The following is a 25,114-nucleotide window of genomic DNA, read 5'->3' on the forward strand; positions in this document are numbered from 1 at the left end:
CCCGGAGACGTTGCCATCTCCGGGGTTCAAGACAGTCAGGCAGGAAAGCTTAGAGCTTGCCTGAACGCTGCTGGATCATCATGTAGGTGTCGAAAGTGTATTCCGACAGCTGCTGCCAGAGATAGGCATCCTTGGCATAGGCGAGCTGCGAGTCGTAGATCTTCTTGAAGGTCGGGTTTTCGGCCGTCACTTCAGCATAGACTTCCTGGGTCGCAGCGTTGCAGGCATCAAGAACTTCCTGGCTGAACGGACGCAGCACGGCGCCGTCGGCCACCAGTTCCTTCAATGCAGTCGGGTTCTTGGTGTCGTATTTTGCCAGCATGGTCGCATTGGCAAAATAGCTGGCATTGGCCAGGATCGCCTGATAATGCGCCGGCAGTTCGTTGTACTTTTCCAGGTTCGTAAACGCGTGCAGCGCAGCGCCACCTTCCCACCAACCCGGGTAGTAGTAGTATTTGGCGACCTTGTTGAAGCCGAGCTTCTGGTCATCATAGGGTCCGACCCACTCGGTGGCGTCGATGGTGCCCTTTTCCAGCGCAGCATAGATGTCGCCGCCGGCGATCTGCTGCGGCGCAACGCCGAGCTTGCCGAGGATCTTGCCGGCAAATCCGCCGATGCGCATCTTGAGGCCATCAAGGTCGGCAACGGTGTTGATTTCCTTGCGGAACCAACCGCCCATCTGGGCGCCGGTGTTGCCGCAAGGAATCCCGTGCAGGCCCTGGGTGTTGTAGAATTCGTTCAGCATGTCGGTGCCGCCGCCTTCGATGAACCAGGCATTCTGCATGCGCGAATTCATCACGAACGGTGTCGCGGTGCCGAGCTGGAAGGTGGCGTCCTTGCCCCAGTAGTAATAGGACGCGGTGTGGCACATTTCGACGGTGCCATCGGAGACGGCATCAACAGCCTGAAGGCCGGGAACGATTTCGCCGCCGGCGAAGACCTGGATATCAAAGTTTCCGTCGGTAGCCGCTCTGACGTGATCCGCCAGGGTCTCGGCAGCACCATAAATGGTGTCCAGCGACTTGGGGAACGAAGACGTCATGCGCCATGTAATTTTCGGCATTGTCTGTGCAATGGCCGGTGCGGCCAGCGTGGTGGCAGCTGCAGCGCCTGCACCGGCTACCCCAGCCTTCTTGATAAATGAACGACGATCCATAAAAAACCTCCCAGTTGAAGCGAAGCCGCGAGCCCGAATGATTATTGACGGTAATAGCCCGGCGACCTTGCTGGACATAACCATGTTGCGCCGGGCCTTTCAAGCGAAAGGCCGCAAATACCGTGGCAAAGGTCAGGATTTTTGACCAGTCGGTCAGTCGGTCGAACCGTCCCCGGAGCACCGGAAAATAATGCCGCCGGAGCACCCATTCGCCGAATTGACAAAATCCGCGTGAAACGTGAAAACCAATAGGGCCGGATACACGCCGGCAGCTCCACAGACCAAAGGAATGACGCTATGCACAGCGGACTTGTTGCGATACCGGCCGACATTCGCAGCCTCGACGGCTATGTGTGGCACGCCGCGCCGGACCAGTACATCATGGCTGCCGTCAACGGCTCGGATGTCCTGCCGCTGATTGTGCCGGCCCTGACGGACGGAACCGATGTCGACATGGTGCTCGACCGGGTCGACGGCGTCCTGATCTCCGGCTCGCGCACCAATGTGCACCCCTCCCATTATGGAGAGGAAGAGACCGAACACCACGGCCCGTTTGATCCGGCCCGTGACCGGCTCTCCATGGCGCTGATCCGCCGCTCGATCGAGCGCGGCATCCCGCTGCTGGCAATCTGCCGCGGCATTCAGGAGCTCAATGTCGCGCTTGGCGGATCACTCGCCACGGAAATCCAGGAGCTTCCGGGGCGGTTCGATCACCGCAAGCCCGAGACCGAAGACCGCGATATCGCCTTCGGCATCCGGCACTCGATCACGGTGAAGCAAGGCAGTTGCCTGGCCTCGATCGTCGGCGATGGCGAGGTCCGGGTGAACTCGCTTCACCGCCAGGCGATTTCGAAACTAGCGCCACGGCTGGCCGTTGAAGCGGTTGCCGAGGATGGCACGGTCGAAGCTGTCAGCGTCATCGACGCGCCGGGCTTTGCCATCGGCGTGCAGTGGCATCCGGAATACTGGGTGGGCAGCGACACCATTTCGGACAAGATATTTGCGGCCTTCGGCGACGCTGTGCGCGCCCGGCATGCCCGTCCCGCCGAGGCTGCGGAGTAACCCGCAGCCTCGGTCAGGCATTCAGTCAGGATGGTTTTCTGTCCAGCGCCGCGCATTCAGGCACCGGTGTCAGCGCCGGACGGCCATCGAGCCATGCGGCAAGGTTGTCCACCACAAGATCGGCCATGGCATTGCGTGTCGAGACCGACGCCGAGGCCACATGCGGCAGCAGGCAGGCATTGGGCAGATCCATCAGCGCCTGCGGCACATTCGGCTCATCAGCAAAGACATCCAGTCCGGCCGCGGCGATCATGCGCTCGGCAAGTGCGGCAATCAGCGCCGGCTCGTCGATGGTCGATCCGCGACCGACACTGATCAGCACGCCATTGGGACCAAGCGCGCCGAGGATCTCGGCATTGACCGCCTTCTCGGTGGCAGCACCGCCCGGCACCACCACAATCAAAGTGTCGACAGCCGCGGCCAGGCTGGCCAGGCTGTCATGCCATGGGTAATCCACATCATTGCGCTTGGTGCGGGTGTGGTAGTGGATCGGCAGACCGAAGGCTTCGAGCCGCTGGGCAATCGAAAGCCCGATCCGTCCCAGCCCGAAGATGCCGACCGTCCGGCCACGCAAGGTCAGCGGCGTCAGCGGGTAAGCCCCCTCCGCGGCCCAGCGGCCGGCGCGCAGATAGGCTTCCGCCTTGGGGAATTCGCGCAGCGTGTTGAGCAGCAGGCCGACGGTGGTGTCGGCAACCTCGTCGGACAGCACGTCCGGTGTATTGCTGACCATGACGCCGCGGCTGGCGGCATGCTTGGCGTCCACCGCATCGTATCCGACGCCGAAACTTGCGATGATCGACAGGTTCGGAAAAGCATCGATGAAGTCTGCGTTGATCGCGGTCGAACAGGCAATGCCGCTGATCTTGGCACGGGCTTCCGCATCCATCAGCGAGGCGTCTGCTGATGCGATGGCAACGGCATCGAATTCGGCTTCGACCCGCTCACGGACGCGGGCATTGATATTGCCGGGGATCAGGACTGTCGGACGTGTCGCGCTCATCGGCCAGCTCCCGGGTTCAGCGGTGAAGTTGATTGCCTTATGCGCATCTCCGGCTTGATCAGGTGCAAGCCATCGGCCTCGCTCGAGCCATTGAGCTTGTCGAGCAGCGCCCGGGCGGCAAAGCGGCCGACTTCAGATTGTCCGTTCCACACCGTAGTCAAAGCGGGCGTTGCAATCGCCGCTTCCTCGAGGTCGTCATATCCAGTCACAGAAATATCCTTTCCAGGCGTAAGGCCTGCACGCGCGATGCCATTCATCATTCCAATGGCTACAAGATCGTTCCAGCACACGGCTGCAGTCGGTTTTAACGGATTGGCGAGAAAATTCACAGCCGCTTCAAAGCCGCTCTGCTTTGTTCGCGGCCCGGGAATGCGCAGCGCCGGATCAACCTCGAGACCGGCCTTGCGCAGGGCATCGGCATAGCCGGCATAACGGTCCCGCCCGGTCGATGTGTGGTCGGTGCCGCCGATCATGGCGATGCGGGTGTGGCCCAGACTGATCAGGTGATTGGTCGCAAGCGAGGTTCCGAAGGCGTCATCGCCGCGAAAGGTCGGCACATCGATTTCCGGCACCGATCGCGCGATCAGGATCGCGGGCATGCCGTTGTCCTCCGCCAGCCGGATGTCCGAGGCCGGCGTTCCGATCGCCGGCGACATGATCACGCCATCGCCGCCCAGCTGCAGCAGGGTCTCGATGAAATTGCGCTGCTTTTCGACCGAATCATAATGGTTGGACAGAATGAATGTCTGACGGCTGCGGTCGAGCTCGGTCTCGATCGACTTGAGAATTTCCGCATAGAACGGGTTCATGATGTCGTGCACCACGACACCGATAATGCCGGAGCGCGATGTTCTCAGCGATGCCGCCCGGCGGTTGTAGATATAGCCGAGCTCGATGGCCTTTTCCTTGATCCGGTCCCGGGTCACGTCAGCGACAAGCGGACTGTCACGCAGCGCCAGCGAGACCGTTGCCGTCGAGAGCCCCAGGGCCTCGGCAATGGTTGAGAGTTTTATCTTCTGAGCCAAATGCAATTTCCCCCGCCGGAGCAATGCTCCGATTCAAACGTTTAAACAAACTTAAAAGGTTTAAACCGCACTGGCAATCAGTCAGTTTGCGAAGGCAGGTCGTCTTCGCCGTTCCCGCCCTCGCCCACAACACGCCGGGCGCGGATTTCCGCGGCATTATCCGCTGATGGCGCACCAGCAAGTCCCAGGGTTGCGGCAATACTGGCGTCCACCCGGGACAGAAGATCGAGAAGTTCGGCAACCTCCTTTTTCTTCAATCCGGCAAAGGCCGCCTTTTCCGCCCGGCGCTGCGACTTTCGCACCGACCGGATCTGGTCGCGGCCCGCATCCGTCAGGAACACAAGCATCATCCGGCCGTCATCCGGCGAGCTCTGCCGCCGCACAAAGCCTTGAGCAGCCAGCCGTCCGATGGTCTTGGTGATGGTCGGCGCCTTCACGCCCAGCAAGGCCGCGATGGATCCCGGCGTCTGTCCGTCCTCGGCGTCCAGCGCCAGCATCACTGAATCCTGGCCGGCATAAAGACCGAGATCCAGCAGATGACGCGACAGCGCGGTCCGGGCGTTCCGGGCAACCTGGGTGATCATCGACAGCGCTTCGGCCTGATCGGACTTGTCGGTCTTTTTGACCTTGTTCTTCTTTTTCCGGACATGGACAGCTCCTTCTCGCGGACTTTGTTCCATCACCCTGGGGCGCTTGATGGTTTCATCTCACCATGAAGCGTTCTAGTGTCCAAACCCTAACCAAGCCTGAGCGGAAAAACCACCTTATGCCCGAACAATCCGTGCCGATCGCGATACTACCCCTGGGCGCCCATGAGCAGCACGGTCCGCACCTGCCGTTTGAAACAGATGCACTGATTGCCGAAGCCGTCGCGCAACGGCTTGTCGCTTCAGCGCCATCGCCCGTCGATCCGCTGTTGCTCCCCGTCGAGCCGGTCGGCTACTCCATCGAACACATGGATGTGCCTGGCACCCAAAGCCTTACCTATCACGAGGCCGTCGAACGCTGGCTCGGCATCGCCGCCAGATGTGCGGATCGGGGAATGGACCGGTTGATGCTGCTCAACGCCCATGGCGGCAACGCACCGCTTTTGACCCTCGTCGCCACCGAAGCGCGCGTGCGCTTCAACATACTGGTGGTTGCGACCAGCTGGACCCGCTTCGGCGTTCCCCCGGGCATCATCAGCCCGCAGGACAAGGCCCTCGACATCCATGCCGGCGATATCGAAACCTCTGTGATGCTGGCCATTCGACCCGATCTTGTTGGGCTGAACGCGCTGCAGGATTTCCCCTCGCGGCAGGCGGAATACGCCCGGAGATTTACCCATCTGCGCGCCTATGGACCCCACGCCTTCGGCTGGAAAATGTCCGACCTCAACAAGGACGGCGCCGTCGGCAAGGCCAGCCTGGCAACGGCCGAAAAAGGCGAAGCCATCCTCGCCCACGTCGTCGAAGGGCTTAGCCAGTTGCTTGCCGATATGGCCGCATTCGATGTGGACGAACTCACCTAGAGCCCGATGATCAGCCTGCCTTGAATTGCGCGGATTGTTGCTAGTTTGTGAGAGACAGGATTTCACCCGCATTCAGATAGGTAAATGCCATGTCCGACGCCGATATTGTTGTCATAGGCGCCGGCCTGGCCGGATTGACGCTCGCGCGCCAGCTGGCAAATGCCGGCAGGACGGTGGTGATTGTCGAGAAATCGAAATCGCCCGGCGGCAGGCTTTCGACCCGCCGCAGCGCGCATGGCGCATTCGATCACGGCGCGCAATACCTGACCTGTCGAACGCCGGAATTCACCGGCCTGATCAATCAGCTTTCCCAAACAGGCGACATGGCCAAATGGCAACCCGGCGGCAAGGACCGAAGCGGCGACTGGTGGGTCGGGCAACCCTCGATGTCGGCGCTCGGCAAGGCCCTGGCCCGGCCTCTCGATATCCGGTTCAAGACCCGTGCGATGCGGATCGAGAAGCAGACAGGGCACTGTCTGGTTCATGCGGAAACGGAAGGCGGTAGTCCCGTGATCTTTTCGGCATCGCGGGTCATCGCCGCCATCCCCGCGCCGCAGGCCTTCGTTCTGCTTGGGCCCTTGGACCCGGCATTTTCCCCCTTGAACCAGGTCGGCATGGCGCCTTGCTGGACAGCGATGTTGGCGTTCGAGGCGCCTTTGCCGGGGGTGCCGGATCTGCTCAGAGGCCGCGACGGCAGCATTTTGTCGTTGATTGTCCGCAACGGGACAAAACCCGGCCGCAGCGGCGAAACCTTCGTGCTGCATGCAACACCGCAATGGAGCCGGGCCCAGATGCAAGCCGGTCCGGACTCTGTCAGATCTGCGATGCTTGAAGCGATGCGGATCGAAACCGGGCTTGGTGCGGATCTGCCAACACCTGTCCATTTTGAAACCCATCGCTGGCTCCATGCGCTGGTGGAAAAACCGCTCGGAAAACCCTTCATCGGCAATGCCGACGATACGCTGTTTGCCTGCGGCGACTGGTGTATTGCGGCCAGGGCGGAGTCCGCGCATCAGTCCGGGCTGGCGCTCGCACACCACATCATTTCCTTGTGAGTGGCATAAGCCGGGCGAAACGCCTATATGGGGTCAAACACCCATTTCTGACAGAGAGAACTCATGAGCGAAGCGCCAGTCTCCATCCCCGTGGCCCCCATCCCCGTGACCGTGCTGACGGGTTATCTCGGCGCCGGCAAGACCACCCTGCTCAACCGGATTCTCTCCGAGCCGCACGGCAAGCGCTATGCGGTGATCGTCAATGAATTCGGCGAAATCGGCATCGACAATGACCTGATCGTGGAATCCGACGAGGAAATCTACGAGATGAACAATGGCTGCGTCTGCTGCACCGTGCGCGGCGACCTGATCCGCGTTGTCGAAGGCCTGATGCGCCGCCCCGGCCGGTTCGACGCCATCATCGTCGAGACCACCGGCCTCGCTGATCCCGTTCCCGTCGCTCAGACTTTTTTCATGGACGAGGACGTTCGCGCCAAGACCAAGCTCGATGCCGTCGTCGCCTTGGTCGACGCCCTGCATCTGCCGGCCCGCCTCAAGGACAGCCGCGAAGCCGAAGACCAGATCGCCTTCGCCGATGTGGTGATCCTCAACAAGACCGATCTGGTCACGCCGGAACAGCTCGAAGCCATCGAACGCACCGTGCGGGCGATCAATCCGTCAGCCCGTATTCACCGCACCGAACGCGCCGCCGTCCCGCTTGATGCCGTGCTTGACCGTGGCGCCTTTGATTTGAGCCGTGCGCTCGACAACGATCCGCATTTCCTCGATCACGATCACCCCGATCATGCCTGCACCCCGGATTGCGAACATGATCATGACCACCATCACCATGATCACGGGCATGACCACCACGGTCATAGCCATCATGATCATGCCGCCCCGTCCGATATTCACGATGCCACCATCGAGTCGATCTCGCTGCGCGCCGGGCCGCTCAACCCGAAGCGGTTCTTTCCCTGGATCGAAAAGATCACCCAGCTGGACGGTCCCAACATACTCCGGCTCAAGGGCATCATCGCCTTTGAAGATGATGCCGACCGCTACATCATCCAGGGCATCCACATGATCGTCGAGGGCGATCATCAACGCGCCTGGAAAGAGGACGAGAAGCGCGAAAGCCGCATCGTCTTCATCGGCCGGGATCTTGACCGCGAGAAGCTCGAGCGCACCTTCCTGGCCTGCCAGGCCTGAGGGAATTCGATCATGCCAACTGTTGCCCCGATTGACCTTGATGACCACTGCCTTGCCGTCGCATTTCTAGAAGACGTTCCGGTCTTTGCGCTGGCCTCGGGTCAGGTGGTCCGCCTTGACCACGGAACCCACCGCCATGACCTCCATGACGGCTTGCTTGCCACAGCCGTCACCCTCGATGGCAAGAGCCTGATCAGCGGCGGCGAAGACGGCAAGGTGATGCGGCTTGACGCCGACGGAACCGAAACCACGCTGCGCCCCGCTGCCCGCAAATGGGTCAACGCGGTAGCCGCCGGGCCGCAAGGCGTTGTTGCCTTTGCCGATGGCCGCACGGCCACGGTATTGTTGGCTGACGGAACAGAGCGGACATTCGAGCAGGCCCGCACCATCGAGGGCCTTGGCTTTGCGCCCAAGGGGCTGCGGCTGGCGATGGCACGCTACAACGGCGTGTCTCTGGTCTTTGTGCAAGGCAGTGCGCCGGCGATCGATTTTGAATGGAAGGGCGCCCACAATCAGGTGATGTTCAGCCCCGACGGCCGGTTTCTGGTCACCGCCATGCAGGAAAACGCGCTGCATGGCTGGAGGCTTGACGGCAAGCCCGGCACCGAACAGCGCCACATGCGCATGACCGGCTATCCGGCCAAGGTCAAATCGCTGTCCTGGTCCAACAAGGGCAAATGGCTGGCCTCCTCCGGGGCATCGTCGGCAATTGTCTGGCCGTTTTCGGGCAAGGACGGCCCCATGGGCAAGGGCCCGCTGGAACTCGGCCAGCGCGCCGACACGATGGTGACCTGCGTTGCCTGTCACCCGGTCGAGGATCTCGTCGCCATCGGGTTCGGCGACGGCATGGTGCTCGCCGTCCGCATTGCCGACAGCAAGGAAGCCCTGCTGCGGCGTCCGGGCAAGGGACCGGTCACGGGCTTGGCCTGGAACAAGACTGGTCGCCTGCTCGCGTTTGGATCACAAGCAGGCGATTGCGGCGTGGTCGACATAGCAGGCTGAAACCTTTCCCGGTCAGCCCCAGGACAGCTCCAGTTGCGGACGTCCGTTGGAGGTGCGCGCCCGGCTGACGCCGTCCTTGCCGATCACCCCGTTGACCCGTTTCCGAAAGGCCGAGAAGCTGTCGAAGGTGACAACATCGACGGCTTCATCCAGATCCAGCGACACCCGGAAATGTCCCGGCGTCGAGGTGATCGCCTGGATGCCGACTATTCTGGCGGTAAAGGGCTGTCCCAGATAGGCACCGCTGACACGGCTGCCGGGCGCGAGGCTTTCGGGTCCGGGCCGGTTGCCCAGCGCCGCATGCAGGGTGTTCCAGTCGTTGAACCCGTGCTGCGCGGCGATCAGCTCAAGCGCCTTCGAGTGGCCGATGGTTTCACCATTGGACTGTAGCCGGCTTCGCAGGCGGCGCGCCTGGTCTTTCAATATATTCAAATTTGGCAAAGGCGTGAAATCACGCATGACAGGTCTCCTGGTCGTGCATGCCGCAAGTGAGGGGTGTCCGCGTTCCGCCATCTGGCATGTCATCGAAAAGGTGACTGCTCGAAAGCTGGAGACTTCACCATGGCACAATGCCTGCGAACGGCCGGGGCTCCAGACCCGAGGGAGCTCAAATAGGTATGCCAGCAATGATTGTCAATCTGTGGCACAATGGCGCCACTTCAGCGCAAATCGGGCGTGTCTGCCGGGGCACGAGGAAGACGGAACCATTTTCGGCACCCGGCGTTGGGAAACAGGACCAGCAAGGAGATTTTCATGACCAAGCCAAAGTCCACCCTCCCGCTGAACGCCACCCGGCGCAGCATTCTGATCGGAGGATCGGCCCTGGCCGCGTCTGCCTTCGCTCAATTTCCAAACAATGCCTTTGCCGCCACCATCGATGCCGACGGCTTTCTGGAATTGTCCAAAAAGCTCACCGGCCACTCCGACCTTTCCGCCGACGACGCCCTGAAGATGTTTGAGGCTTTCAAGGCCATCGGCAAGGGCGACGACCTTGCCGCACTCGCAGAGGGTGATGCAGATCCGGAACTGGGCAACGAGGTAGTCGCCTCCTGGTACAGCGGCGTTTCGCCCGACCCCGACAGCGAAGAGGTGATCACCTATACCGAAGCCCTGATGTGGCCGGCGATGAGCTATACCAAGCCGATGGGCTATTGCGGCGGGGAAACCGGCTACTGGGCCGATCCTCCGGAAAGCTGACGCTTTTATATTCGTCCATATTTCAGATATTCCCGGGAGCCAGCATTATGGCCAATGACATCACCGCAGACATTCTCATCATCGGCACTGGCGTGGCAGGAGCCATTGCAGGCGCCAAGCTCGCCGCCAAGGGCCTCAGCGTCGCCTTTCTCGAAACCGGCAAGCGGATTGACCGCTACGAAGCGGTCGAGAAATTCTGGAACGCCAAGATCAAGGTGCCGGAATCGGCCTATCCGAACGACCCGACAGCCTCGCATCCGCTGACCCACCGTATCGAGGATTTCTACCAGCAGACCGGCCCGGAACTGTTCCGCTCCACCTATATCAAGGTGGTCGGCGGCACCACTTGGCACTGGCTCGGCACCACGCTGCGCAACCTGCCTTCGGATTTCAAGCTGAAAACCCTTTACGGCCACGGCGTCGACTGGCCGATCAGCTATGATGATCTTGAGCCGTTCTATCTGGCCGCGGAAAACGAGATCGGGGTTGCCGGCGATTCTGCCGAGGACCTGGGCTCGCCGCGCTCGGGCGAGTTCCCGATGCCGCAAATTCCGATGACCTATCTCGACAAGCATTTCGCCTCGGCGCTGGATGGCACCGCCTATCAGGTCCGCGCCACCCCGCAGGGGCGCAATTCCGTCTTTCACGGGGACCGGCCCGAATGCTGCGGCAACAATTCCTGCATCCCGATATGTCCGATCCAGGCCAAATACGACGCCACCGTCCACGTCGCCCTTGCCGAACAGGCCGGCGCAAAGGTCCACGAACAGACCACCGCCACCGGGCTAAATGTCGGCGAGGACGGCGAGATTGCCTCGGTCGACTTCCGACGCGCCGACGGAACCACCGGCACGGCATCGGGCAAGGTGGTCATTGTCGCAGCCCACGCGCTCGAAACACCCCGGCTGCTGCTGAACTCTGCTCAGGAAAAGGCGCCCAATGGCGTGTCCAACAGTTCCGACCAGGTCGGCCGCAACCTGATGGACCACCCGTCCCGCCTGAGCTGGGCCATGGCCGCCGAACCGGTCTGGCCCTATCGCGGACCGCTGGCCACCTCAGGCATCGAAAACCTGCGTGACGGCGAGTTCCGAAAGGAACGCGGCGCATTCCGCATTGAAATCGGCAATGACGGCCACAGCTGGCCGACCGGCGCACCGACCACCACGGCGTCGGACCTCGCTGCACAGGGCCTGCGCGGCGAAGAGCTTGACGCGGCAATTAAGGATCTGACCTCTCGCCAGATCCGTCTCGCATCGCTGATCGAACAGTCCCCCGACGCCGAAAACCGCGTGACGCTTGATCCGAAGAAGCGTGATGCCAACGGCGTGCCCCTGCCCCGCATCCACTATGATTTCGATGAATATACCCGCAAGGGTCTCGACGCCGCGGAAGCTGCGCATAATGAGGTGTTTGCCGCCCTGGGCGCGACCGACGTGCAGCATTCCTCCGTCATCCAGGGATCAGGGCACATCATCGGCACCGTGAGAATGGGGTCCGATGCCGGCTCCGCCGTGGTTGACGCCGACCAGCGCAGCTTCGATCACCGCAATCTGTTCCTGCTCGGTTCAGGCACCTTCCCGACCTCGGCCACGGCCAATCCGACGCTGACCATCGCGGCCCTGTCGCTGCGGTCGGTCGACGCCATTGCCGCCTCGGTCAAGTAAGCGCAGGCCTGCTGCCGGCCAGTCGCCTAATGGGTGATGACGCCGGCCAGCGCGTTTTCGCGATATTCCGTCGGGCTGACCCCGACACGCTCGCGGAAAGCCCGGTTGAACGGTGCCAGTGACGCGTAGCCGAGGCTGAAGGCGTGCTGGATGATCTGCTCGCGCGCCATCTCCGGATCCGACAGCCTCCGCTTGGCTTCGCGGATCCGGTAATCATTCACGAACGCCGCGAAATTGCGGTAACCGAGGCCGCCATTGATCAGCCGCCGCAGCCGGTGCTCGGGAACGGACAACAGATCGGCCAGCGCGCCAATGGTCAGGCCCGGTTCGAGATAGAGCCCGCCATCCATTGCCTTGACCACCCGGTCCAGCTCCAGCCGATCGGCTGCCGACAATTCGCCACGGCCGGCTTCGGCAACCGCCCCGTTGACCGGGCGCTGGAACAGGCCGTCCTTCAGCGCGGTCAGCCAGTAGGAGAACCCCAGGGCCAGGCAGAAATAGACGGCTGAATAGATCAGGCACAATTCCGCATTGAGCGGCGCCTCGATGCTGATCAGGTTGGCGACGAACACGAACAGGGTGAAGGGCGGCACCGTGAACGCCAGCGCCAGGCTGAAGCGGCGACGATCTTCGATCAGGTCGCTGGCCCGGTTGCGCAGTGCCCGGTAAATGATCAGGCCGAGCAATGTCGCGTTCATCACCACCAGTCCGACAGTGAAAGACAACCGCAAGCCTTCCGGCGCGAAAACTGCGCCTGTAACCAGCGGAATGGCAATAGCCATCGGCCAGAACATGGCCGCATGCCAGCTGAAGCGGTCGTCAAACAGCGCCATGACGAACCACCAGAGAAAGATGAAATGCATTTGCTGGAATGTCAGCACCAGGCCACCGGGTGGCGCCAGCATCTCGACAATCGTCGGGGCGTTGAGCAGGATTTCGACCAGACCGGTGACGCCGAACAGCACGCCGGTGAGGCACAGCGGGCCGAAATCCGGACGCCGCAGGAAACGCGTCACGAGCAGCAACAGGATTCCGAAGGTCGCACCGCGCAGGATGAGGTCGACAAATCCGGCCAGGGTCAGTTCGATTGACATGTTCGGTCCGCGAATTGCGCATCACCGGAACTGGTGCGCGTCAGCATGGCTCCGAGATAAGGACGATCGCCCGAACAGTCCAATCGATTCCGGAATTGTCGCGTCGAAAATGAAACTTCTGCTGCGGATTTCAAAGTCGCGGGGCGTTAGGGCCGTCCAATCCCCAGATTGCTGTCATCGCCGGTACCGCTCAGTCCTCCAGTAACAGCGGCACAGGCCAGACACATTCAAACCCGCTCTCAAAGGAGACAATCATGAAAAACCTGACCGCAGCCCTGGCCCTTTCTCTTGCCGCTGTCCTGCCCTTCACCGCCTCGGCTTCCCTTGCCGAAACCGCCGGCACCCAGGCCGACCTTTGCGTCACCGCGCCGGCCAAGGCCGCCAAGGCAAACATCGACTGCTCCGCAACGTCGAGCTTTGACCGCGAAGACAACGCCGCTGCCAAGAAATATCCGGCGGGTCCTGTCTACTCCGGCGGCGGGATCGCATTCTGAGCTCCTAGCAACCTGATGGCAGCGCCGCACCGTTTCGAGCTGCGGCGCTGTCTCACCCCACGCAAGCCGCATCCACTCGAAATCCCCTCCGGTTTCACGCGTCTTGCGCCGGCAGATGCGGCCGCTGCTCCAACCCGGGGCAGTGGCCGCATCCGCTTTGCCGGCACCAGTATTTGCCAAATGCACAACTCACGCGAGATCCTTTATCGCGCTGCAACGATCGGCTGTTTTGCCTTTGCCCCTTGAAAAACGCGTATTCTGAACGAATATCCGGTACCTGTTCAATTGCAACGACATTGACAGCGTCTGCCCCGGCCCGGCGCGAACCTCAAGGATCAGCCTTTCATGGATACATTGACCCGGATTCGCGCCTTTATCGACGTGGTCGAGGCCGAAGGCTTCTCGGCCGCCGCCCGCAAGGTTGGCCGCTCCAAGGCGCTGCTGTCGAAATATGTCCGCGAACTCGAGGACGACCTGGGAGCCTTGCTGCTCAACCGCACCACCAGGCAGTTTTCCCTGACCGAGGCCGGGCATATCTATTTCCGCACCGCCTCCGACATTCTCAAGGAAATCGACAATCTCGCCGATCTGGTGCGCGAAGGCTCGACGGATCTCAAGGGCCGCATCCGGGTGTCGGCTCCACGCACCTTCGCCGATGCCGCCATCGGCCGGTCGCTGATCGAGTTCGCCGCCGCCCACCCGGATGTCAGCCTGGAAATCATCTCCGATGATCGTTTCGTCGACCTGGTCGAGGAAGGCTATGACGTGGCGATCCGCATCACCAAGCTCGAGGATTCCGGTCTCATCGCCCGCAAGCTGTCCTCCTTTTCGCTGATTGCCTGCGCGTCACCGGAGTTTCTGGAAAAGCACGGGCCGATCACCCACCCGTCCCAGCTTGCCAATGTCCCCTGCATTGTCGACACCAATGGCCGGACGCTGAACAACTGGCGTTTTGAGAACAAGGACGGTTCGTCCTTCTCCGTCACTGTCCATGGCCGGCTCGAGGTCAACAGCCCGCTGACGGCCATGCGCGCAGCCGAAGCCGGGCTGGGTGTGGCGATTCTGCCTGACTTCATTTTCCGGGAACGCCAGCCGGTCGGCACGCTGGTGCCGATCCTTGAAGAGTACCTTTCCCATGATCGCGGTATCTATGCGATTTACCCGCATCGCCGCTATCTGCCCGCCAAGGTTCGCGCCTTCGTCGACTTCCTGAACCAGTGGTTCAAGAACAATCAATGAATCCGGTTTCCGGATAATTCCGGACCTGCCGGATTTTCGTCCAAATTCGGTGCCACCACACCATCCGCAACGGCACAAACAGATTGGCCAATCATGACCATGCACTTGACGCGACACCTGCCGGCCGCCACGGCGCTTGTTGCCCTTCTCGCTGCCACGCCTGTTTTGGCGCATCCGCATGTCTTTGCCGAAGCCCGGCTTGAGATCGATACATCCGCTGATGGCCGCGTGACGGAATTCCGCAATGTCTGGCGGTTTGACGAGGTGTTCTCGTCCAGCGTCATCCTGGATTTTGACGAGAACGCCAACATGGTGCTTGAGCCCGCCGAACTGGCCAAGATCGGCGACATGGTGACCCAGTCTCTGGCCGAATTCGACTATTACACCACCATCACCGTCAATGGCGCGGACAGGGAAATCGTGCTTCCCGAGGCGATCAAGGTCGACTACCAGGACGGCCAGCTGCTGATGTTCTTCGCGGTCCTGCCCAAGACCGAGCTGCAGCTCGACGGCAGGATTGCGGTGGGCGTGTTCGATCCGACCATGTATGCAGCTCTCGATTTCATCAATGACGAGGACATGATGGTGACCGGCGGCGGCGCCACCCAATGCACGCGTCAGGTGGTGCGGCCCGACCCCGACGAGGTGATAGCGCAGAACCAGGCCTCCCTGACCGAAGCCTTCTTCGAGACAACCACCAGCAATGACCTTTCAAAGCTGCTCGCGACGCGGCTGGAGCTTGATTGCCAATGAAACCCGTTCGCTTGCGCGTCATCCTCGCATCGGCCGCAATGCTGGTGCTTCTGGCCGGCGTCGCCCATGCCCAGTCCTCGCTCGGCATCGGCTCGGCCGAGCCCGCCTTTGCCCCCACAGGATTTGGCGGGTCCTTTCTCAACTGGATCAATCAGCAGCAGCAGGCCTTCTACCGGTTGCTCACCGGCTCGCTGAAAGCCATGCGCACCGACCCTTGGCAGATGTGGGGGCTGGTCGGCCTGTCGTTTCTCTATGGCGTGTTTCATGCCGCTGGCCCCGGCCACGGCAAGGCGGTGATATCGTCCTACATGCTCGCCAACGAGGTGGCGCTGAAGCGCGGTGTGGTGCTGGCGCTGCTTTCGTCCATGCTCCAGGCGCTGACGGCGATCACGGTGGTCGGCGTCGCCTATTACCTGCTGCGCGGCCTGTCGGTGTCGATGACCCAGGCAACCCATTTCATGGAAGTCGCCAGCTATGCGCTGATCGCCGCCTTCGGCCTCTGGCTGTTGAGCCGCAAGCTGCTTTCCCTGCGCCGCGTCCAACCGGCGCTGGTGGCTGCCGGGCTGCCCCAGCATCTGCATGTGGATCACGACCATGATCACGATCACCATCATGACCATCATCACCATGCTGCACATCACCACCATGCCCATGATCATGGCCACGATCATCACACCCACGCGGAAGGTGAGGTCTGCGCCTCGTGCGGTCATGCCCACTTGCCAGATCCGGGCCTGATTTCGGGCAAGGATTTCAGCCTGCGCGAAGCCTGGGGCGCTGTGGTGGCCGTGGGATTGCGTCCCTGTTCAGGCGCCTTGATCGTGCTGACATTCTCGATGCTCAACGGGCTCTGGCTGGCTGGCATCGTCTCGGCCTTCGCCATGGCGATCGGCACCGCGATCACGGTGTCAGCCCCGGCCACGCTTGCGGTGATGGCCAAGGGCGCAGCCGTGCGTCTGGCCGGCGCCAATATGGGCGGCCATGTCGGTACCTTCATCGAAATCGCTGGAGCGGCGATGGTGTTTGCGCTCGGAATGCTGCTGCTCGCTGCCTCGCTGCAATCCTGACCGGTCTATTCCGGGCGGTCGTCGCGCTTTTGCTGACGCTTGCCGCGCAGCCAGAACACTGCAAAGAAAGCCAGCACGAAGCTGATCGCCAGGGCATAGGACAGCCAGGGCGAGATTTCCGACAGGCTTATCATCATTGCCGGCATGAAATAGAACACCAGCCCGGTACCGCCGAGAATGATGGCTGCGGCGATCGCCGCAGACCGGCCTGAAGTTGCAGGGTCGCTCATGAACCGATTCCTTGTCTGGTGACGATCACGTCCCTTGAACATTGACTGGCGGCAGCGGCAAGGCGAGCCTTGCTTTCGAACTTCACTGTACCACCCCGATGTCCCGCATGCCGGTACCGGCCTCCGGGACATCAGCGGACATATGGACCACAACCCGGTCGGGTGCAATATCCTCATGATCGATGGTGAAGCCCTGTCTCTGGTACCACGCCAGCGCAGGGTTGAGGCTGTTGGTGATCAGTTCGACGCGATCCAGCCCAAGCTCCCGCGCCCGCGCAAATGTCGCCTCGAGCAGCAGGCGGCCCCTGCCCGTTCCCGCGGTCTGCGGCGCCGTGCCGATGGATTCAAGGAATAGCCCGTCCTCCATCAACCGCAGGATCAGGACCCCGGTGAGCGCGCCGTCATGCTCGTCGAGCCAGACCTCGCATTCCCTCATGATGGCTGCATAATCCCATTCGAGCGGGATCGCCCGCGCCCCGACAGCGGCTTCGGTGCGCGCATAGGCCGCGCGCTGGAATGCCTCGACCCGAGCCTGTTCATCTGCCCCGGCGCGGCGCAGCCCCTCATCGGCGAGCCTGCCGGATCTCCTCCAGCCGCTGCTTCTGGCGGCTATCGGAGCCGAAATTCGAAGGATCGAGCCATGCCTCGAAGGCAGCCTTGAGATCCGGCCACTCGCCATCGATCATCGAGAACCAGGCGGTGTCGCGGTTTGCCCCCTTGGACACGATATGCTGGCGGAAGACGCCTTCGAACTGGAAGCCGAGCCGGATCGCGGTGATCTTGGAGGGCGCATTCTCGTTGTGGCACTTCCACTCATAGCGGCGGTAATCTAGATCCTCGAACACATGCCGCGCCATCAGGTAATGCGCTTCCGTCGACATCGGCGTGCGCGCCATCGCTGCGCCATGGGCAACCGCGCCGACCTCGACCACGCCATTGGCCGGATCGGGCCGCATCAGCGACGCCATGCCGACGACCTCGCCTGTCCGGCGGCTGCGGAAAATGCAGACCACCACCCCCGTCCTGACGGTGCCCGCCAGGAAGTCTGACAATTGGCTCGGCCGTTCGAATGGTCCATTGGGAAAATATCGGATCAGATCATTGACGCCGATGCCACCCAGCGCGTCCCAGAGCGCAGTTTCGTGCACCTCGCGATCAAAGGGTTCGATCATCACATGGCGTCCCGTCACCGAGAAACCTTCGGGAGCCGGGCGCGGTTTCCAGTTGCTCAAGTCGTGCATCGGGGTCGCCTGAATTGAATTTCGCATCGGGATAGGACATGACTCTTGTTCGCAACACAACCATCCGGACAGGAAAAAACGTGATGATAAAGCCAGTCGCCGCTTTCGACCGCATCGGCGAGGAAAATGCCTTCGCCGTGCTGGCCCGCGCCACCGACCTCGCCAATCAGGGCCGGGACATTCTCAACCTCGGCATCGGCCAGCCGGACTTCAAGACCCCGGCCCATATCGTCGAGGCCGCCGTCAAGGCATTGCGCGATGGTCATCATGGCTACACACCCGCCAATGGTTTGCTGAAGACCCGCGAGGCCGTGTGCCGCCGGACGCTGGCGATGACCGGTGTCGAGATCTCGCCGGAATCGGTGATGATCATGCCCGGCGGCAAGCCGACCATGTATGCGGCCATCCGCATGCTGGGTGAGCCCGGCGTCGACATTCTCTATCCCGACCCCGGCTTCCCGATCTACCGCTCGATGATCGAGCATGTCGGCGCGCGGCCGGTTCCGGTGCCGATGCGCGAAGAGAACGGCTTTGCCTTTTCGGCCGAGGAAACGCTGGCTCTGATCACGCCGCAGACCCGGCTGCTGATCCTCAATTCCCCGGCCAACCCCACCGGCGGCGTCACTCCGAAGACCGAGATCGACAAGCTTGTTGCCGGCCTGGCTGCGCATCCGCAGGTGGTCATCATGTCCGACGAAATCTATGATGTGATGACCTATGACGGCGAACGCCACACCTCTCTGCTGAGCTATCCCGAAATCCGCGATCGGCTGATCGTGCTCAATGGCTGGTCCAAGACCTGGGCGATGACCGGCTGGCGCATGGGCTGGTCGATCTGGCCCGACAGCCTGATCGGTTATGTCCGCAAGCTCGCGGTCAACTGCTGGTCCTGCGTCAATGCGCCTTCGCAATTTGCCGGCATCGCCGCCATCGACGGGCCTCAGGATGCAGTGGCCGAAATGCTCACGGCTTTCGACCGCCGTCGCCGGCTGGTCACGGATCTGCTCAATGCGCTGCCGGGTGTGTCCTGCGTCCTGCCCAAGGGCGCCTTTTATGCCTTCCCCAACATCTCGGCCACCGGCTGGAAGGCCAAGCCGCTTGCCAGCGCGCTTCTCGAAGAAGCCGGCGTCGCCCTGATCGGCGGTCCGGACTTCGGAATTCTCGGTGAAGGCTATATTCGCGTCTCCTGCGCCAACTCCGATGACAACATCCAAGCTGCGATTTCACGCGTCGGACATTTTCTGGAAGGCAGCAAGACCTGAGCCTCTCCCGAAACAGATAAAGGGCGGCTTTCGCCGCCCTCATCCGTCATGCCGTTCTTGGGAGGAGGTAAGAGGCATGCCTGATCATCAGGCTGCGCCCAAAATCTTAACAAGACCTTAACACGAAATGACCGGTTCTCGCCCCTTATTCTCGGTTTTGGACAGCACGAGACGACCTTCCAAAATCCGCGTTTATCGGCACGGTCGGCGTGGTCAGAGCCCGGGCGAAAGCAGTTTGGCGCCGGCAAGGCCAAAGGCCATTGCGAACACCGCCTCGAACCAGCGCCTGAGCCGGACATAGATCGCCACAATCCGCGGATTTGAGAAAAGCAGTCCATACCCGACGAACACCGGCAGGCTCAGCAGGCCGACCGCGACCACCGCGGCGGCAATCTCCTCAGCTGCGCCACAACGGCCTCAGACAAGACTTCTGCTGAATCCATCCATCACCGGATGATCAAGGAGAGCGTCCTCGCCCGGCCCGAGACGTTGTTTCATCCGCCCGCACAGGTTAGGGAAGGACGCCGGCTGTTCCCGGCAATTTTGAAACCGAGACAGGGCCCCATGGGCCTTGATGTCCATCATGGTCAATCTTCCCTTAGCCTGGCTGGTCAGCGTCCTGGCGACAATTGCCGCCGTTGCCTTGCTGACAAACGGCAGAATGCCCCTGGTTGTTCGCATGTTCTTCGGCGTGTTTCTGATGGCGCTTGCCGCCATCGGCCTGCTCGTCGGCTTGCGGCTGTCCTTCGCGATGACCTGGCTCAGCCTTGTCCAGCCATTGATTGCACTGCTGCTCGGCCCCTCCGCCTATCTCGGGTTTTTCGCACTCACGCAGGAACATGGTGAAGCGCTGAAAAGGCCGCTGGCGATCAATGCCGCGATCGTGGTCACTGCCCAGCTTGCGATGCTGGCATCGTTTCCGGTCTCTGCCGACATTTTCGTTCTCGCCTTCAACACCGTCTATCTGGTCCGGATCGCCGTCTTCCTGGGACGGGATCCGGACGACTTCGTCCATGTCTCGCCCCAGGCGATGCCCGTCATGCGCTCGGCGCTTTACGCAACCATTGCGCTGCTCGGCCTGATGGTCGTGGCGGATTTTTCGATCGGGGCAGCGATCCTCATGGCTGGCGACGGCCAGGCGATGCAATTGCTGTCGGGCGCGGCCGGAATCATGGCCGCATTCTGCTTCGCCGTTGCGCTGATTGTGGCGCCGCAGGTACTGCGCATGCCGATGGCCGGAGCACCCCGCCAACACGCGCAACCGGCGCCGTCCGAAGACGACCGCCGGCTGCTGGCCGCTCTGGACGCGATGATGGAGCAGACCAGACTGTTCTCCGACAACACCCTGACCCTGGTCCGCATCGCGCGGCGCATGGGGGTTCCGGCCCGCCAGATTTCCAATGCCGTCAACCGCTGCACCGATGACAATTTTTCGCGCTACATGAACGGATATAGGATCCGGCACGCGCAGAAGCTGCTGCGCGAAACCGATCTTCCCGTCACCGAAATCATGCTGGAGGCGGGCTTTGTCAGCAAGTCCAGCTTCAACGGCGAATTCCGCCGCGTCACCGGCGTGACTCCGTCGCAATACCGGGCCGGCAAGCCGTCTGCCTAATCGGCGATGCAGACAACCTGATCGGCATCCGGGCCAAACATATCCTCAAGCAGCGACTTGCCCGGATTGAGCACAAAGCCGTGCCCGACAGACAGACCTTCCTGAATGGCGATCTGGTCATCCGAAGATCTGCCGACACGGTACTGGTCGCTGACGATGTCGTCCCCGGAAATCAGGGCCTGGACAAGCCCTGCATCATTGAGCGTCAGGCGTATGGTCTCGGCCCGGGTGGTGCCTATGCTGTCTCCGCCGAAATCTCCGGCAACAAATCTTAACGGCACCCGCAGGCAATTTTTACCGCCGGTCTCGCGAAGCAGCGCGAAGCCGCTGCCGGCAATGCCGCGCAAGTGCAGCAGAGAGGCTTCGCGGGCGTCTTCGACGATGACCACCCCGAAGGCGCCTCCGGGGATTGCCTCGCCTTGCAGGGTCCGGACCGTGGCGGCTGCGGTTTGACCGGCTTCGCTTTCGGACTTGGCAATGAGCGATGTGCCGAAAATCGCGACGGCGGCGAGGATTGCATAGGTATAGATGACGTGTTTCTTGTTCATCGGCATGGCGGGCTCCTTCGGGATGCGCTTGATTGAACTGCAGCGATACCGCCGCAGGTGAGTGCATCTGGCAGGATGTTTCCCGCCGCCGCGCCCGGAAGCGCGATCAAGGACGTCCGGAATCGCGATCTGGAACCCTGGTCCCGGTCAACCGACAAGATTCAGACGTTTGAAACCGGACAAAAAAAGGGGCGCTTGCGCGCCCCCAATTTGAATTTGGGTTTTGTTGCTCTGAGGTTCCCAATACCTATCTGGTGACGATCTCCGGTCCCATCAGACTATAGGGCAGCCAGGTCGACAGCACCGGCACATAGGTGACGATGATCAGGAACAGGAACAGCACGGCGACGAACGGCATCGCCGCGCGCACCACCTGCACCAGGCTCATGCCGGTGATGCCCGAGGTGACGAAGAGGTTGAGCCCGATCGGCGGGGTGATCATGCCGATTTCCATGTTGACCACCATGATGATGCCCAGATGCACCGGATCGACGCCGAGTTCCATGGCGATCGGAAACACAACCGGCGCCACGATCAGCAGCAGCCCCGAGGGCTCCATGAACTGGCCGCCGATCAGGAGCAGGATGTTGACCGCGATCAGGAAAGTGAACCAGGTGAAGCCGTAGCCCAGCATCAGTTCGGTGATGGCATCCGGGATCTCGTTCCGATGTCAGCACATGCGCAAACAGCAGCGCATTGACGATGATGAACATCAGCATGATGGTGGTCTTCGACGCATCCACCATCACCTTGCGGGTGTCTTCGTTGAAGAACGCCCGGCCGGCATTGCGGCCCATCAGCTTGAGGTTCCGTCCCCATACCGGCAATCCCGCAAGCAGCGCCGACGGCACGCCCGTAAGACCCTTGTCGCCACGCCAGGTGGTATAGGCCACCAGGATGATGAATGAGATCAGCAGACCTAGATTGGACCGGCCGGCGAATGTGATGGTTTCGGAATCATTGGTGGCAAAGAACGACAGGATCATCCAGACGAAGTAGAACGCCAAGGCATAAACGACACCGGAAAAGCCGGCGCGGGCAGGCTTTGAATCAGTCTCGCTGACCCAGGGCGTGCCGGCCATCGGTCCCATGTCGCGGTAGATGAAGATGGCGATGAAGAACGAATAGACTGCCGCCACGGCCGCGGCTTCGGTGGGAGTGAACACCCCGCCATAAATGCCGCCGATGATGATGATGATCAGGAACAGGCCCCAGCCGGCCTCCTTGCCGCCGGCGACAATCTCGCCAAATCCGCGCCAGGGTTCAGCCGGCAGTCCCTTGATCCGCGCCACGATATAGATCGCGATCATCAGCATCGCGCCCGCGACGATGCCCGGGATCACACCAGCCAGGAACATGCGGCCAACCGACACATCGGTTGCCGCCGCATAGACCACCATGACGATCGAGGGCGGAATGAGAATGCCGAGCGTTCCGGCATTGGCGATAATGCCGGCCGCGAATTCCTTGGAATAGCCGACCTGCCGCATCCCGGCGATGGCGATGGTGCCGATGGCGACCACGGTAGCAGGCGAAGATCCCGACAGCGCTGCAAACAGCATGCAGGCGAGCACGCTCGCCATTGCAAGGCCGCCACGGAAATGCCCCACAGTTGCAATCGCAAAGCGGATGATGCGCTTGGCCACGCCGCCGGTCGACATGAAGGCCGAGGCCAGCACGAAGAACGGAATGGCAAGAAGCGTGTAGTTCTGCGACGCCGTGAACAGCTGGATCGCAACCGACGACATCGAATCGGTGGAGAAAAAGGCGATCAGGATGATCGACGACAGTCCTAGCGACACCGCCACCGGCACACCGACAAACAGCAGCCCGAGAACGAGCACAAACAGGATGGTGGTTTCCATGACGGATCAGTCCTTCAGCACGTTGCGGTTTTCGGCAACGAGGTCTTCCGCCTCATGTCCGGCAATGATCAATTCGCGGTCGCCGCGCCAGATGGCCACCATGGCCTGCAGCGCGCGAAAACCGAACAGGCCCAGTCCGACGGGGAGAATGAGATAGGCAATCCAGCGCTGCACGCGCTCCCTCAGGCCGAAGCTCTCCTGCATCCATTCCGGATAGCGCAGGTCATCGAGCCCGATGCCGATCTGGTACATTTTCGACCAGTACACCATCGCCCCGCCACTCGTGTCGGCGCCAAGGACGCCCAGCCACGAGGATTCGATCAGGATGGCCGCATAGAGAAAGGCGCAGACCGCGCCGAATATCGCAAAGAAACGGAACACCGGCTTGGGAAACAGCCGCAGCAGTGCATCGACACCCAGATGCATGCCCTGTTTGAGGCCATAGCTCATGCCGAACAGGATCATCCAGGCAAACAGGATGCGGGTAAGCTCGAGCGCACCGGTCCAGCCGCTGTTGAAGCCGTAGCGGGCGACAACCTGGGTGAAGGAAACAAACGTGATCAGCGCCAGAATGATCGCGAGCACGTTTTCCTCGAACCGCGTGACCGAGTCCGGATTGCGGCGTTCGGCGAGATAGAACGCCAGGATCACCGCGCACATGATGAGATAAGGCAAGAATGTAATCATGGCGTCCCCCCGACTGCCTGCCCGCTGGCATGTGCGTCACTGGATCCGGGGGAACGTCCCCCGGATCCGCTTTTTCAATCAGAACCGGCTTAGCTGGCGTCGTTGGAAGACACCGCAGCTTCGATCAGATCGGTGCCGATATCGCCTTCGAACTTGGTCCAGACCGGCTTCATCGCATCGACCCAGGCCTTGCGCTGCTCGGCATTGAGTTCGCGGATCGTGCCGCCGGCATCAAGAATGTTCTGACGGTTCGCTGCTTCCGTCGCGGCGACCGCGGCATTGGCTTCGATCGTCACTTCATCGGCGATCTTGACGAACTGGTCACGGAAATCGGCATCGAGGCTGTTGAGCCATTCCGTCGATGTCACCAAGAGATAGGCCAGGAGCTGGTGGTTGGTTTCGGTCACGCCGTCCTGCACTTCGAAGAACTTCTGGGTGTAGATGTTCGACCAGGAGTTCTCCTGACCGTCGACAACACCGGTCTGAAGCGCGCCATAGACTTCCTTGAAGGCTAGCTTCTGGGCCGAACCGCCCATGGCTTCGATCATCGCCACGGCGACGTCGGATGTCTGGACCCGGAATTTCAGGCCATTGGCATCCGATGGTGTGAGCAGCGGCTTGTTGGCCGAGAACTGCTTGAGGCCCGAGGACCAGTAGCCAAGGCCGGTGTAGCCGACATCTTCCATCACCGTCAGCAGGCCCTTGCCCGAATCCGACTGCACGAATGTGTCAACGGCCTTGAGGCTCGAGAACAGGAACGGCAGGTCGAACAGGCGATATTTCAGCGTGTAGGCTTCGAATTTGGAAAGCGAAGGCGCGGCAAGCTGGACGTCGCCCAGAAGCAGCGCTTCAAGCACCTTGTCGTCGTCAAACAGCGTCGAATTGGCGAACACTTCCATGCAGGCCTTGCCGTTCATTTCCGTGTTGACCCGTTCGGCCAGCAGGGTTGCCGCGTCGCCCTTCGGGTGACCGGTCGCAGCCACGACGTGACTGAACTTGATGACCATTTCGCCGTCATCGCAATTGGCAGATGCTGCATTGGCGGTGAGCAGGAGTGCGGCGGCGGAAACGGCGCCGAGAAGAAGCTTTTTCATGAAATATCCTCCACTGGGGCAAAAGGCCCGGAACGTATCAAGCGAAGCGAAGGTGGGAGAAAACCAGAATGGCCGGGTGCGAAACCCAGCGTCCTCCCGGCG

At 61.5% G+C, this 25,114-nt stretch carries 26 protein-coding genes and 1 pseudogene; 13 read left to right on the forward strand and 14 right to left on the reverse strand.

Annotated elements, in window-relative coordinates; genetic code table 11:
* Positions 1-49: 49 nt before the first annotated feature.
* Positions 50-1,156, reverse strand: coding sequence for a TRAP transporter substrate-binding protein (locus OEG82_RS21750; RefSeq protein WP_267614427.1), 1,107 nt, complete (start codon positions 1,154-1,156; stop codon positions 50-52).
* A gap of 297 nt (positions 1,157-1,453) precedes the next feature.
* Here OEG82_RS21750 and OEG82_RS21755 point away from each other — a divergent pair, with 297 nt between their 5' ends.
* Complete coding sequence (locus OEG82_RS21755; RefSeq protein ID WP_267614429.1) at positions 1,454-2,218, forward strand: gamma-glutamyl-gamma-aminobutyrate hydrolase family protein; 765 nt, start codon at positions 1,454-1,456, stop codon at positions 2,216-2,218.
* A gap of 25 nt (positions 2,219-2,243) precedes the next feature.
* Here the strand turns inward: OEG82_RS21755 and OEG82_RS21760 are convergent, their stop codons facing one another.
* The 3 genes from OEG82_RS21760 to OEG82_RS21770 all read right to left on the reverse strand — a co-directional run bounded on the left by OEG82_RS21760 (position 2,244) and on the right by OEG82_RS21770 (position 4,923).
* A complete protein-coding gene (locus tag OEG82_RS21760) occupies positions 2,244-3,218 on the reverse strand; it encodes a 2-hydroxyacid dehydrogenase (protein WP_267614431.1) in 975 nt (324 codons plus the stop codon).
* Positions 3,215-4,243, reverse strand: coding sequence for a LacI family DNA-binding transcriptional regulator (locus tag OEG82_RS21765; RefSeq protein ID WP_267614432.1), 1,029 nt, complete (start codon positions 4,241-4,243; stop codon positions 3,215-3,217). Before OEG82_RS21765 ends, OEG82_RS21760 begins: the two co-directional genes overlap by 4 nt.
* Positions 4,244-4,320: 77 nt before the next feature.
* Positions 4,321-4,923: a MarR family winged helix-turn-helix transcriptional regulator gene (locus tag OEG82_RS21770; protein WP_324288973.1), complete on the reverse strand. Its 603-nt coding sequence runs from the start codon at positions 4,921-4,923 to the stop codon at positions 4,321-4,323.
* Between the two features lie 32 nt (positions 4,924-4,955).
* On the opposite strand from OEG82_RS21770, the gene OEG82_RS21775 reads away from it, so the two are divergent.
* The 4 genes from OEG82_RS21775 to OEG82_RS21790 all read left to right on the forward strand — a co-directional run bounded on the left by OEG82_RS21775 (position 4,956) and on the right by OEG82_RS21790 (position 8,962).
* A complete protein-coding gene (locus tag OEG82_RS21775; RefSeq protein ID WP_324288974.1) occupies positions 4,956-5,753 on the forward strand; it encodes a creatininase family protein in 798 nt (265 codons plus the stop codon).
* A gap of 89 nt (positions 5,754-5,842) precedes the next feature.
* Positions 5,843-6,808, forward strand: a complete 966-nt coding sequence (locus tag OEG82_RS21780) for an NAD(P)/FAD-dependent oxidoreductase (protein WP_267614433.1) — start codon at positions 5,843-5,845, stop codon at positions 6,806-6,808.
* 63 nt (positions 6,809-6,871) lie between these two features.
* On the forward strand, positions 6,872-7,960 hold the full coding sequence (locus OEG82_RS21785) for a CobW family GTP-binding protein (RefSeq protein WP_267614434.1): 1,089 nt from the start codon (positions 6,872-6,874) through the stop codon (positions 7,958-7,960).
* A gap of 12 nt (positions 7,961-7,972) precedes the next feature.
* Complete coding sequence (locus OEG82_RS21790; protein ID WP_267614435.1) at positions 7,973-8,962, forward strand: WD40 repeat domain-containing protein; 990 nt, start codon at positions 7,973-7,975, stop codon at positions 8,960-8,962.
* Positions 8,963-8,974: 12 nt separating this feature from the next.
* On the opposite strand, the gene OEG82_RS21795 is transcribed toward OEG82_RS21790, so the two are convergent.
* Positions 8,975-9,421, reverse strand: coding sequence for a glyoxalase superfamily protein (locus tag OEG82_RS21795; protein ID WP_267614436.1), 447 nt, complete (start codon positions 9,419-9,421; stop codon positions 8,975-8,977).
* 294 nt (positions 9,422-9,715) lie between these two features.
* Between OEG82_RS21795 and OEG82_RS21800 the strand changes: the two genes are divergently transcribed.
* Positions 9,716-10,159: a sugar dehydrogenase complex small subunit gene (locus tag OEG82_RS21800; protein WP_267614437.1), complete on the forward strand. Its 444-nt coding sequence runs from the start codon at positions 9,716-9,718 to the stop codon at positions 10,157-10,159.
* A gap of 47 nt (positions 10,160-10,206) precedes the next feature.
* Positions 10,207-11,823, forward strand: coding sequence for a GMC family oxidoreductase (locus OEG82_RS21805; protein WP_267614438.1), 1,617 nt, complete (start codon positions 10,207-10,209; stop codon positions 11,821-11,823).
* Positions 11,824-11,849: 26 nt separating this feature from the next.
* Here OEG82_RS21805 and OEG82_RS21810 read toward each other — a convergent pair whose 3' ends face one another.
* Positions 11,850-12,917 (reverse strand): helix-turn-helix transcriptional regulator, encoded by a 1,068-nt coding sequence (locus OEG82_RS21810; RefSeq protein ID WP_267614440.1) that lies wholly within the window; start codon positions 12,915-12,917, stop codon positions 11,850-11,852.
* 254 nt (positions 12,918-13,171) lie between these two features.
* Here OEG82_RS21810 and OEG82_RS21815 point away from each other — a divergent pair, with 254 nt between their 5' ends.
* The 4 genes from OEG82_RS21815 (at position 13,172) to OEG82_RS21830 (ending at position 16,470) form a co-directional block, all read left to right on the forward strand.
* The gene (locus OEG82_RS21815; RefSeq protein WP_267614442.1) at positions 13,172-13,411 is read left to right on the forward strand and encodes a hypothetical protein; all 240 of its coding nucleotides are present in this window, start codon (positions 13,172-13,174) and stop codon (positions 13,409-13,411) included.
* Positions 13,412-13,756: 345 nt separating this feature from the next.
* Positions 13,757-14,650, forward strand: a complete 894-nt coding sequence (locus OEG82_RS21820; RefSeq protein WP_267614444.1) for a LysR family transcriptional regulator — start codon at positions 13,757-13,759, stop codon at positions 14,648-14,650.
* A 93-nt stretch (positions 14,651-14,743) separates the two neighbouring features.
* Positions 14,744-15,403 (forward strand): DUF1007 family protein, encoded by a 660-nt coding sequence (locus tag OEG82_RS21825; RefSeq protein WP_267614446.1) that lies wholly within the window; start codon positions 14,744-14,746, stop codon positions 15,401-15,403.
* Positions 15,400-16,470: a nickel/cobalt transporter gene (locus OEG82_RS21830; protein ID WP_267614447.1), complete on the forward strand. Its 1,071-nt coding sequence runs from the start codon at positions 15,400-15,402 to the stop codon at positions 16,468-16,470. The genes OEG82_RS21825 and OEG82_RS21830 overlap by 4 nt, the downstream gene beginning before the upstream one ends.
* A gap of 5 nt (positions 16,471-16,475) precedes the next feature.
* Here OEG82_RS21830 and OEG82_RS21835 read toward each other — a convergent pair whose 3' ends face one another.
* The 3 genes from OEG82_RS21835 to OEG82_RS21845 all read right to left on the reverse strand — a co-directional run bounded on the left by OEG82_RS21835 (position 16,476) and on the right by OEG82_RS21845 (position 17,941).
* The gene (locus OEG82_RS21835) at positions 16,476-16,700 is read right to left on the reverse strand and encodes a hypothetical protein (protein WP_267614449.1); all 225 of its coding nucleotides are present in this window, start codon (positions 16,698-16,700) and stop codon (positions 16,476-16,478) included.
* Positions 16,701-16,782: 82 nt separating this feature from the next.
* Positions 16,783-17,136 carry a GNAT family N-acetyltransferase gene (locus OEG82_RS21840; protein ID WP_267614450.1) on the reverse strand — a complete coding sequence of 118 codons (354 nt, stop codon included), beginning with the start codon at positions 17,134-17,136 and terminating at the stop codon, positions 16,783-16,785.
* A 127-nt stretch (positions 17,137-17,263) separates the two neighbouring features.
* On the reverse strand, positions 17,264-17,941 hold the full coding sequence (locus tag OEG82_RS21845; protein ID WP_267614452.1) for a GNAT family N-acetyltransferase: 678 nt from the start codon (positions 17,939-17,941) through the stop codon (positions 17,264-17,266).
* Between the two features lie 83 nt (positions 17,942-18,024).
* On the opposite strand from OEG82_RS21845, the gene OEG82_RS21850 reads away from it, so the two are divergent.
* Positions 18,025-19,203: a pyridoxal phosphate-dependent aminotransferase gene (locus tag OEG82_RS21850; protein ID WP_267614453.1), complete on the forward strand. Its 1,179-nt coding sequence runs from the start codon at positions 18,025-18,027 to the stop codon at positions 19,201-19,203.
* 213 nt (positions 19,204-19,416) lie between these two features.
* Here OEG82_RS21850 and OEG82_RS21855 read toward each other — a convergent pair whose 3' ends face one another.
* Positions 19,417-19,584 carry a hypothetical protein gene (locus OEG82_RS21855; RefSeq protein ID WP_267614454.1) on the reverse strand — a complete coding sequence of 56 codons (168 nt, stop codon included), beginning with the start codon at positions 19,582-19,584 and terminating at the stop codon, positions 19,417-19,419.
* A gap of 202 nt (positions 19,585-19,786) precedes the next feature.
* Between OEG82_RS21855 and OEG82_RS21860 the strand changes: the two genes are divergently transcribed.
* On the forward strand, positions 19,787-20,818 hold the full coding sequence (locus OEG82_RS21860; protein WP_267614455.1) for a helix-turn-helix domain-containing protein: 1,032 nt from the start codon (positions 19,787-19,789) through the stop codon (positions 20,816-20,818).
* On the opposite strand, the gene OEG82_RS21865 is transcribed toward OEG82_RS21860, so the two are convergent.
* The 4 genes and pseudogenes from OEG82_RS21865 to OEG82_RS21885 all read right to left on the reverse strand — a co-directional run bounded on the left by OEG82_RS21865 (position 20,815) and on the right by OEG82_RS21885 (position 25,012).
* A complete protein-coding gene (locus OEG82_RS21865; RefSeq protein ID WP_267614456.1) occupies positions 20,815-21,372 on the reverse strand; it encodes a hypothetical protein in 558 nt (185 codons plus the stop codon). The genes OEG82_RS21860 and OEG82_RS21865 overlap by 4 nt on opposite strands.
* Before the next feature lie 241 nt (positions 21,373-21,613).
* Positions 21,614-23,231: pseudogene (locus OEG82_RS24255) on the reverse strand (TRAP transporter large permease).
* 6 nt (positions 23,232-23,237) lie between these two features.
* Entirely contained in the window at positions 23,238-23,918 is a 681-nt protein-coding gene (locus tag OEG82_RS21880) for a TRAP transporter small permease (RefSeq protein WP_267614457.1), read from the reverse strand.
* 89 nt (positions 23,919-24,007) lie between these two features.
* Positions 24,008-25,012 (reverse strand): DctP family TRAP transporter solute-binding subunit, encoded by a 1,005-nt coding sequence (locus OEG82_RS21885; RefSeq protein ID WP_267614458.1) that lies wholly within the window; start codon positions 25,010-25,012, stop codon positions 24,008-24,010.
* Positions 25,013-25,114: the final 102 nt, after the last annotated feature.

This window comes from Hoeflea ulvae (assembly GCF_026619435.1).
Classification (GTDB): domain Bacteria; phylum Pseudomonadota; class Alphaproteobacteria; order Rhizobiales; family Rhizobiaceae; genus Hoeflea; species Hoeflea ulvae.